Source organism: Psychrobacter sp. T6-1 (assembly GCF_052258445.1).
The window spans coordinates 1-597 of record NZ_JBQQFC010000767.1 but is presented as its reverse complement, the minus strand read 5'-3'; the positions used below and the strand labels follow the sequence as shown (position 1 = coordinate 597).

General features: G+C 43.9%; 1 protein-coding gene. It reads right to left on the bottom strand.

Annotation, left to right across the window (positions count from 1 at the left end; translation table 11 throughout):
- Window positions 1-354 (bottom strand): glutathione S-transferase family protein (locus tag ACTXGO_RS15875; RefSeq protein WP_443575200.1); only part of this gene is annotated, 354 nt, incomplete at its 3' end.
- Between the last annotated feature and the right edge of the window lie 243 nt (window positions 355-597).

The following is a 597-nucleotide window of genomic DNA, read 5'->3' as shown; positions in this document are numbered from 1 at the left end:
GCCTTCAACGAAGCCATCAGGTCCAAAGAGTGGCGCAAAGGCTTTGTGCACATCAGCATTCACAAATGCTAGCCACTGCATCACTTTTGCCCTACTAATAGCTGAAGCATCTGTACCAAAGATATTGGCTTTGGGATAATTGGCATCAATGTAGACTTGGGTGGCAATGTTTTGGGTGACGATGATTTCAGAGCCATCACTACTGCTATCAACGATTGCAGGAACCGTCCCTTGTGGATTGATACGCAAATATTCTGCTGACTTAGAAGAGTCGTGATCTAATAGCTCAAGCTCGTAATCTGCGCCCGTCCATTCAAGTGCGGTATGGGGTACGACAGCGCAAGTACCAGGTATGACATATAACTTCGTAATTTACTCCATCAAATTAATAGATAACGCTATTGAGCGTAACCAGCGCACAAACTTAGTTCAGTTATATTATGTGAAGTTATTTTGAGGAGATGTACAGTGTGAAGTAATGCTGTGTGTTTCAATCCAAGTCGCTACCGTTGGCCAAATTTCTTTGGCTGCATTGCGGCTTATAATGATGCGGCTATGCGTGTAATCTTCCAAATCACCGCTGTGCGTTGAATACTC